General features: G+C 39.5%; 10 protein-coding genes. 5 read left to right on the forward strand and 5 right to left on the reverse strand.

Going from position 1 to position 9,021, the window contains the following annotated elements:
* Positions 1 to 193: 193 nt before the first annotated feature.
* Positions 194 to 517 carry a 30S ribosomal protein S6 gene (gene rpsF / locus FJR06_RS09615; protein ID WP_015078351.1) on the reverse strand — a complete coding sequence of 108 codons (324 nt, stop codon included), beginning with the start codon at positions 515 to 517 and terminating at the stop codon, positions 194 to 196.
* A 289-nt stretch (positions 518 to 806) separates the two neighbouring features.
* Here rpsF and FJR06_RS09620 point away from each other — a divergent pair, with 289 nt between their 5' ends.
* Positions 807 to 1,580 (forward strand): fumarylacetoacetate hydrolase family protein, encoded by a 774-nt coding sequence (locus FJR06_RS09620; RefSeq protein ID WP_015078352.1) that lies wholly within the window; start codon positions 807 to 809, stop codon positions 1,578 to 1,580.
* Between the two features lie 3 nt (positions 1,581 to 1,583).
* On the opposite strand, the gene FJR06_RS09625 is transcribed toward FJR06_RS09620, so the two are convergent.
* Both FJR06_RS09625 and FJR06_RS09630 read right to left on the reverse strand, forming a co-directional pair.
* On the reverse strand, positions 1,584 to 2,060 hold the full coding sequence (locus FJR06_RS09625; protein ID WP_015078353.1) for a Tic20 family protein: 477 nt from the start codon (positions 2,058 to 2,060) through the stop codon (positions 1,584 to 1,586).
* Positions 2,061 to 2,525: 465 nt separating this feature from the next.
* On the reverse strand, positions 2,526 to 2,723 hold the full coding sequence (locus tag FJR06_RS09630) for a hypothetical protein (protein WP_015078354.1): 198 nt from the start codon (positions 2,721 to 2,723) through the stop codon (positions 2,526 to 2,528).
* Positions 2,724 to 3,075: 352 nt separating this feature from the next.
* Here FJR06_RS09630 and glyA point away from each other — a divergent pair, with 352 nt between their 5' ends.
* Positions 3,076 to 4,359: a serine hydroxymethyltransferase gene (gene glyA, locus FJR06_RS09635; protein ID WP_168634677.1), complete on the forward strand. Its 1,284-nt coding sequence runs from the start codon at positions 3,076 to 3,078 to the stop codon at positions 4,357 to 4,359.
* Positions 4,360 to 4,583: 224 nt separating this feature from the next.
* Here glyA and FJR06_RS09640 read toward each other — a convergent pair whose 3' ends face one another.
* A complete protein-coding gene (locus FJR06_RS09640) occupies positions 4,584 to 6,116 on the reverse strand; it encodes a YifB family Mg chelatase-like AAA ATPase (protein ID WP_168634676.1) in 1,533 nt (510 codons plus the stop codon).
* Positions 6,117 to 6,236: 120 nt separating this feature from the next.
* Here FJR06_RS09640 and FJR06_RS09645 point away from each other — a divergent pair, with 120 nt between their 5' ends.
* Both FJR06_RS09645 and FJR06_RS09650 read left to right on the forward strand, forming a co-directional pair.
* The gene (locus FJR06_RS09645) at positions 6,237 to 6,842 is read left to right on the forward strand and encodes a Uma2 family endonuclease (protein ID WP_168651313.1); all 606 of its coding nucleotides are present in this window, start codon (positions 6,237 to 6,239) and stop codon (positions 6,840 to 6,842) included.
* Between the two features lie 40 nt (positions 6,843 to 6,882).
* Positions 6,883 to 7,446, forward strand: a complete 564-nt coding sequence (locus tag FJR06_RS09650) for a Uma2 family endonuclease (RefSeq protein WP_015078358.1) — start codon at positions 6,883 to 6,885, stop codon at positions 7,444 to 7,446.
* A 64-nt stretch (positions 7,447 to 7,510) separates the two neighbouring features.
* Here the strand turns inward: FJR06_RS09650 and FJR06_RS09655 are convergent, their stop codons facing one another.
* Complete coding sequence (locus tag FJR06_RS09655) at positions 7,511 to 8,392, reverse strand: hypothetical protein (protein WP_015078359.1); 882 nt, start codon at positions 8,390 to 8,392, stop codon at positions 7,511 to 7,513.
* A gap of 96 nt (positions 8,393 to 8,488) precedes the next feature.
* Between FJR06_RS09655 and FJR06_RS09660 the strand changes: the two genes are divergently transcribed.
* The gene (locus FJR06_RS09660; protein ID WP_168651314.1) at positions 8,489 to 8,839 is read left to right on the forward strand and encodes a histidine triad nucleotide-binding protein; all 351 of its coding nucleotides are present in this window, start codon (positions 8,489 to 8,491) and stop codon (positions 8,837 to 8,839) included.
* Positions 8,840 to 9,021 lie beyond the last annotated feature (182 nt).

Below are 9,021 nucleotides of genomic sequence, written 5' to 3' on the forward strand. Positions count from 1 at the left end.
AAATATCCAAAATTTCTTGTAGTGCGGGCATACTTCGACCCTTCGACAGGCTCAGGGCATCGCAAGCTCAGTACAAGTCTTGCCCGCTAATAATACAAGAACGATACCACAAACTTGGACAGCGAAGCCCTGCTGCAAGCAGTTCATCTTTTTTGTGGAGTTATCTAACTAATAACCTCGGAAAACGCGGTTATTAAGCTGCTACAACTTCTTCTGGTTTTTCTTTGTGAACTTCTTGCTTGACTGTCATATAGCGAATCACTTCTTCACTCAATCGCATTGCGCGTTCCATGATAGCAATTACAGTTCCAGGACCTGTGTAGTTGAGTTGAACATAAACGCCATCACGATGCTTTTGAATTTCATAGGCCAGACGACGCTTACCACGGTTTTGAATTTCAATATTCTCAGCACCGTGTTCACGAATTAAGTTTTCGTATTTGGCGATTTGTTGTACTACTTGCTCATCTCCCAAGTCAGGACGCAAAATGTACATGGTTTCGTAAACTGTGGTCATGTTTTTTAATTCACCTTATGGACAATGGCTGAAGAGGTATTAATTTATACAAATATTGCTATGGGCGATACTTTAATTGATTAACATCTCAAGCAACAAGGAATTTTGACAATTTTTTAGTTATTCTACAGTAGCACAATTTTGAGCAGGATTTGTCCACTGGTTAATAGTTTGTTAATTAAGGTCATAAGATTTTCAATATTTATCATATAATCTTACAAGTTTTTAATGGCAATCATTAAGCACATTCTGCTGGAACAAAGTATATTCAAGGATATTTGTCAAAGTTATGGCGCAGCGATATGTGCGAGTTCAAAGTCAAGAAGGGAAAATTTACTATGGGTTACTCCAGCTTTCTCAGAATGTAGAAGTGCTGGATGCTCCACCTTGGTTGGATGGTCAACCTACGGATTTAATCCTGCCATCCAATTCTTACAAGATTCTAGCCCCCTGTGCGCCTTCAAAAATTGTGGGTGTAGGCAAGAATTATGCTGATCATGCGGCGGAAATGGGAACACCTGTACCCGCTGAACCGCTAATTTTTTTCAAACCGCCTACATCTGTGATTGCGTCAGAAAGAGAAATTAAGTATCCTCATCAGTCTCAACGGGTAGACTATGAAGGAGAATTGGCTTTGGTGATTGGCGATCGCACAAGTGATTGTACCCCAGCCCAAGCCCAAAGTAAAATTTGGGGTTATACCATTGCCAATGATGTTACAGCCAGGGATTTACAAAAAAAAGACCCCCAATGGACAAGAGCCAAAGGTTTTGATACTTTTTGTCCTTTGGGACCTTGGATTGTCCGAGAATTAAACCCAGGAGCGAGATTACAGACGTTTCTGAATGATAATCCCCATCCAGTCCAATCTACTTGTATTGATCAAATGGTATTTTCCCCAGATTTTTTGGTGTCTTATATCAGTCAAGTGATGACCTTATTACCTGGGGATATAATATTAACTGGTACACCAATGGGGGTAGGAGCTTTGCAAATAGGCGATCGCATCCGTGTAGAAATTGAAGGAATTGGTCGCCTAGAAAACACAGTTGTGGAGCGTTAACTGTTAGCGTACTTGCATATGTACTGCATCGGAAATCGCGGGAATTTCCGCATACTTACCCATTAATGACTGAGCAACGGAATAAACAACTGCTGCTACTATCCCCATGAAAATGGTTGTATAAAGTGTTTGCATAGCAAATCCACTACCAGGAACTAATTTCACAATATCGGTCAAGATGCTACATAAAAAGATCACAATATCGAGAATGATGGCTTGCATCGTGTTAAAACGAATAAAATGATTAATTTTCTCGTTTCTGACCACCAACAGCCACAAAGCAAAGAAAATAATCATTCCCGCATAACGGACACCATAGTAAATTCTTAATAGTGGCAACAGGGGCAAAAATATCAGTCCTAAAAGTGGAAAATCATTCATTAAAAACTGACCGAAAGCAAATACCTCAATCAAAGGCAGTAGATAAGGTAAACAGGCAAAAATTCGATCAGGGAAAGTTGTAGACCCGCGCCAAGACATTTTGTGTTCTCCTGTGGCTAAATTTTAACAGCTATTGAGCTTAGGATAACGCAGATGCTTGACCTTGCTGACAAATCACCAAATAGAACGAAAGGCACGGAAGCCACTTGGCAATAGATGCGTGGAGGAAGTGCCAACGGCGAATTTATTCGCCGTGACATGATAGAATTAATTAGCAAGTAGGAATAACCATCAACGCCAAGAAGTGTTTTATTAAGGAGAAACCCCTGATTTATCTCGTCTCGGCATAGCCGTAGCCTGGGTAAACAAGCAATGGTAAATCATGGAGCGTTTAACATTAAAAATTGATGGACTCACAAAAGCAGCAAAAAAAAATCAAAAGTAAGCGCAATTGCAATACCTGTCGTACTGGTAGTTGCCTTGAGCGTCTAGGAGGATAATTGACTATCCTTTTTAAGCAGGTCTTAAAGAATCTGCGTGTCTTTAGACCGCAGAGTATCAACATTATTCTACATTGGCGACACGAAAGCCCATGACACACTCGTATTGATCTGGCTGTTGTTCCGTAAACTTACTAATTGCTTGACCACAGCGCAGTTTACCTCCACCCCAGCGAGGTTGTCCACTACCATTTGCTAGTAAACAAGACTGACAGACCTTTTCAGAGCTAAGGATTTGATTGTCCATTACAATGACTAACATCTCAACCCCTCCTTGTTCCAAATAGAGTCAGGAATGTAATCTAATGTTGGGTTACACTGTCGCTTCACCCAACCTACAAAGAATTGTAAGTTAATAAATCCACGTTCCTAACTAGATAATCTAGGTTTATTGTATCTTATATATCTTAGATTTTTGTAAGTTTGAGTACAAAATAATACATAAATTCAGGCTACCACGTTGATGAAAGTCAGTAATTCTTAAATAATGACGTTCCCAGTTCTCAAAGCTTTTCAGTCTAAATCCTATAATAAACAAGTTGCCTGATTTCTAACTTTGGTAATAGGTTTAACCGCAATCTCGATTTTCGTCAACTGCCATAAGGATAATAAACGTGACAAAAACTAATTCAGACCTGTTAAAAAACTCTGATCCTGCTATTAATGAACTAATTAACCAAGAATTACAGCGTCAACGAGACCACTTGGAATTAATTGCGAGTGAAAACTTTACCTCCGCTGCTGTATTAGCTGCTCAAGGTTCAGTATTAACCAACAAATACGCTGAAGGATTACCAGGTAAACGCTATTATGGCGGTTGTGAGTTTGTTGACGAAATTGAACAAATAGCCATTGACCGGGCTAAACAGCTATTTGGTGCGGCTCATGCCAATGTTCAACCCCATTCCGGCGCACAGGCTAATTTTGCCGTCTTCCTAACCCTGCTGCAACCAGGGGACACAATTATGGGTATGGACTTATCCCATGGAGGACACCTTACCCACGGTTCACCAGTGAACGTTTCTGGTAAATGGTTCCAAGTCCGTCATTATGGCGTAAGTAAAGAAACTGAACAATTAGACTATGACCAAATTCGTGATTTAGCTATCAAAGAACGGCCTAAACTCTTGATTTGTGGTTATTCAGCCTATCCTCGGATTATTGACTTTCAAAAGTTCCGCAGTATTGCTGATGAAGTTGGCGCGTACTTACTCGCAGATATTGCTCACATTGCTGGTTTAGTGGCGACTGGTCATCATCCCAACCCCCTGCCTTATTGTGATGTTGTCACAACTACAACTCATAAAACCTTACGTGGACCTCGCGGCGGCTTGATTTTGACTCGTGATGCAGAATTGGGTAAAAAGCTGGATAAATCAGTTTTCCCCGGTACTCAAGGTGGACCACTAGAACACGTGATTGCTGGTAAAGCTGTGGCTTTTGGTGAAGCTCTTAAACCTGAGTTTACAACTTATTCTGGCCAAGTGATTGAAAATGCCCGCGCTTTGGCTACTCAATTGCAAAACAGAGGATTCAAATTAGTGTCTAATGGCACGGATAATCACTTAATGTTAGTAGATTTACGTTCTATTGCCATGACTGGGAAGAAGGGAGATCAACTAGTCAGCACTGTTAATATTACCGCCAATAAGAATACAGTTCCTTTTGATACTGAATCACCTTTTATTACCAGTGGTTTAAGATTGGGTTCTCCCGCTATGACTACTAGGGGTTTAGGTGTGGCAGAATTTACGGAAATTGGCAATATTATTGCTGATCGTTTACTTTCTCCAGATGCGGATACAGTCACTAAAGATTGTTTGATGCGAGTGGCGGCATTGTGCGATCGCTTCCCATTATATCCTCACTTGGAAATTCCTGTACCAGCCCTAGCTTAATAAACTTTGGATTTTGGGTTATTGATACTGATCCAAAATCCAAAATTTGGTTTTTAAACCGACTATTTTTGCTTTATTTGTTCTATCGCACTGGACAGGGTAAGTAGGTGAACACAATAAAACCAATCTGTGTAAAGAAAAGTAAAATCGCCCAAACCCTCTTCACTCTTGCCTCTTGCCTCTTGCCTTGCCATAACGACAATTTTTAATGCTAACCTACTTAGTTATTGCATTCTATCAATTGTCCGATATTGAATTGCTTCGGCTACGTGCTGGGGTTTAAGGTTTTCATCTGCTGCTAAATCTGCTATAGTTCGTGCTACTTTAAGAATGCGATCGCTTGCTCTTGCTGATAACCCTAATTTCCTAATTGCTGCTTCTAATAAAGTCCGACTAGCATCATCTAAATTACACCATTTTTGTAAATGACGACTTTGCATTTGAGCATTACATTGTAAATCTTCTTCTTTTTGAAATCGAATCATAGCCAATTCTCGTGCTTTTTTCACTCTTTCTGCTACAGATTTTGACGCTTCTCCCGTTGGTTGTTGAGTAATTTCTTCGGGTTTCAAACGATTTACTGCTACTTGCAAATCAATTCTATCCATTAATGGTCCAGACAATTTTGCCCAATATTGTTCCCGTTGTCGAGGTGAACAAGTACATCCTTGAATTGTATCACCATAATAACCGCAAGGACAGGGATTTGTACTGGCTACTAATGTAAATTGTGCCGGAAAAGTGACAGATTGTTTAGTTCTAGAAATTGTCACAAAACCATCTTCCAAAGGTTGACGCAGAAACTCCAAAACATCTCTTTTAAATTCTGTTAATTCATCTAAAAAAAGTACACCTCTGTGAGATAATGAAATTTCGCCAGGACGAGGAAAAGTACCACCACCAACTAAAGATGGACCAGATGCAGAATGGTGGGGACTTCTAAAAGGTCTTTCTCTAACTAATGAACCTCGATTTTTCAACAATCCAGCCACAGAATGAATGCGTGTTACTTCCAAAGATTCAGGAAAACTTAAAGGTGGTAAAATTCCCGATAAACGCCTTGCTAACATCGTTTTTCCGCTTCCTGGTGGTCCAACGAAAATCAAATTGTGTCCTCCCGCAGCCGCAATTTCTAAAGCCCTGCGGGCGTGCGCTTGTCCTTTGACATCTTGCAAATCTGCTAAATTTAAAGATGTTTCTTGGGTAGTTTCTACTGCTTTATTTAACTGGACAGGTTGATATTTTTTAGGATTATTTAATAAGTCCACTACATCAGCAATATCTTTACAACCATAAACCATTAAACCTTCAACAACAGCAGCTTCTTGGGCATTATCAGCAGGAACAACTAAACCTGTAATTCCCATCTTTTTTGCAGTTGCAGCAATAGGTAAAACACCAGCAACAGGACGCAAACTACCATCTAAAGAAACTTCCCCCAAAAATAAAAAATCTCCTAACAAATCGGCGTTAACTTGTTCAGAAGCTGCTAAAATTCCCACACTAATCGGTAAATCAAACGCGGGTCCCTCTTTTCGTAAGTCTGCGGGAGTTAGGTTAATGACAATCTTTCGGATGGGAAAAGCAAAACCCGCATTTTTTAAAGTTGCTTTTACCCGTTCTTTAGATTCTTGAATTGCGGAATCTGGTAAACCTAAAATCACAATTCCCGGTAAACCACCAGAAACATCAACTTCCACACCCACTTTTACAGCGTCAATCCCGATGATAGATGCACTCCAAACTCTAGCCAGCATTTTTTATATATCAATAAACCTTGATCATATCAAAGCAGATTTGTGGGTATATTAACAATGAGTGAAATCACCCAAGAGGATTGTTAATATAATAATAGCAGCTAAAGATGCAGGTGAATTATGGTTCAAGCATTAACAAAATTATTAACCTTTGCACAATTCATCCTTGAATACGGTAACAACCCCCGCTATGAACTTGCAGACGCAGAATTGATTGATATGGAACCAACTGGACCACATGAAGCCGTGGGTGGTAAACTGGCAACCAAACTGGGTATTGCTATTACTCATGCTGAACTTCCCTGGTTTATTCCTCGCACCTGTCTAATCCGTCCTTTTGCAGAAACAGCCACAGCCCGCCGTCCTGATATTGTAGTATTAGATGAAACTGTACTTGACGATGAGCCTTTTTGGGAACATGAACCAGTGATTGCTTTAGGAAAATCTATTAAGTTAGTTGTGGAAGTTGTTAGCAGTAATTGGGAAACTGATTATGCGCGTAAAGTTGAAGAATACGCTTTATTAGGAATTCCTGAATATTGGATTGTTGATTATCGGGGATTGGGTGGCGTTGTTTTTATTGGTAAACCAAAACAACCTACATTTACAGTTTGTCAACTAATTGGAGAAGATTATAGTCAGCAAAAATATCGGTTAGGAGAATTTATTAAATCTCCTCTTTTACCCTCGCTGCAACTGCGGTTAGATGATGTGATGCCACGATAATTGATTTAGAATAATTACAATTCACTTAACTCAAACGATAATGGTTCAAACTCCCACTAAACTCCTAACCTTAGATGAATTTCTCAAACAGCCAGAAACCAAACCAGCCAGCGAATTTATAGACGGTAAAATTATCCAAAAACCTATGCCTCAAGGAAAACACAGCACGGTGCAACTTGATCTCGGTGCTGATATCAATATAGCTCTCAAACCCCAGCATATCGCTCGTGCTTATTCGGAACTGCGCTGTACCTTTGGGAGTAAATCTATTGTTCCTGATATCGCAGTTTTTACTTGGGAACGTATTCCCCGTGACGAAAATGGTAAAGTATCTAATACCTTTGCACTCGCACCAGACTGGACAATTGAAATTCTTTCTCCTGATCAAAGTCAAACTAAAGTTGTTCGCAATATCCTTCATTGTCTCACTCATGGGACTGAAATGGGGTGGTTGATTGACCCAGAAGAAGAATTAGTATTTGTTTATTTTAGCAATCGTACCATTGAAGTTTTTGAAGTTGCAAGCGATCGCCTACCTGTTCCCCATTTTGCAGAGTCCTTTAAGCTAACAATTGGTCAACTTTTTAGTTGGTTAAGCGAATAGCAAAACATGAGAAATTATCTGCATTTTTACCTTTTATACTCGTGATAGTTGAGATTTGAACTTGTTATGAGAAACTTTGGAGTATGTGTTTTAGTTCCTCTAAACTTTCAACGGTGAGAATCGAGCGTTGAATTGTTTTTAGTGTCTCAAGATCAGATATTTCTGATATTTTCTGCACGAATTTTAATCCTTCATTGCCAAATTTAACTTCTAAACATAACTCAATGCTAGAGAGTCTGTCTTTTCTTTCTCCTTGTTGTTCACCTTGTTGCATTCCTTGTTGCATTCCTTGTTGCAATATTTCTTGATACCAAGGTGATTCGCGTAAAACTGTCATATCCCACCTCATAATTTCTTGAACTAAGGAACTATCTAATACAAACGTAGCAAAAAAAGCAAGAACCGTTTCTAATTGATTTAATTGTTCATCAGCTTGCAATAAACGCAATGCTTCCCGAATTATAGATTCATCTTCACCACCTTTGAGAATCGGCACAAAAGGCAGTAGAGACGGTAAAGGTTGTTCTAAGGCAATTTTAACATCTACTTCCCACAGGTTAATTACACGGTAATCTTGACGCACTTCTAAACCAGCAAGATTAGATTCATATCGCGTGGGGATTTCAGCATCACCTGTTTTGAGAATGTTAATTAGTACAGGATATGTGGGTAATTTATATTTTTCCTCAGCTAATCCTGCATAAGCTCGCATCCTTCGCGGCATTTCTGGTTTATACCGCAATTGCAATTCATTGAGAACCATAAATTTCCCATATTCTTTACTTTCAGCACGGATAAGTACATCACTTTCCCTACTAATCCATTGAAATTCAGAATTGAGAATTTCCCCAGCAACCACATCCGGGATTTGCGTTACCCATTTTACCCAATTATTGGGCGCAAGACTAATTAAGCGTTTCGTACTAACATCCGCAGGTTTGGCCATAAAACTATAAATGCACTGACTACACAATAGCTTAACTTTTTATCGCCTGTTCCAGCGATCGCTTAAAATCTTGAGCAGATGAGTAAGTAAAACTGTATGAGTCAGAACACAGAAACGATTTTCAGTAAAATCATTCGTAAAGAAATCCCCGCGAATATTGTTTATGAAGACGATTTAGCACTAGCCTTTACAGATGTTAACCCTCAAGCACCAGTTCACATCCTTGTAATTCCCAAAAAACCCATAGTTAGCCTAGCTACCGCAGAACCTGAAGATCAAGCACTTTTAGGACATCTATTATTAACAGTCCAGAAAGTTGCAGAACAAGCGGGACTGGAAAACGGTTATCGCGTAGTTATGAATACTGGTGTTGATGGCGGACAAACGGTCTATCATCTCCATATACATATACTAGGCGGTCGTTCTATGTCCTGGCCTCCTGGTTGAATTTTACATCTGAAATAGTCCAGAACTCCTGTGGGGTGGGCATCCTGCCCGCCTAATTATCACAATAGCTGCTGTAAATCCCATGATATCAGAAAAACTAATGACTTTCATAACTAATACCTACTTTAAATAGCTTTACAAATCGAAACATAAGGCTTAATATAAATTCATGAGGTAGAAAC

It is taken from the genome of Dolichospermum sp. UHCC 0352 (assembly GCF_009711925.1).
Taxonomy (GTDB): domain Bacteria; phylum Cyanobacteriota; class Cyanobacteriia; order Cyanobacteriales; family Nostocaceae; genus Dolichospermum; species Dolichospermum lemmermannii.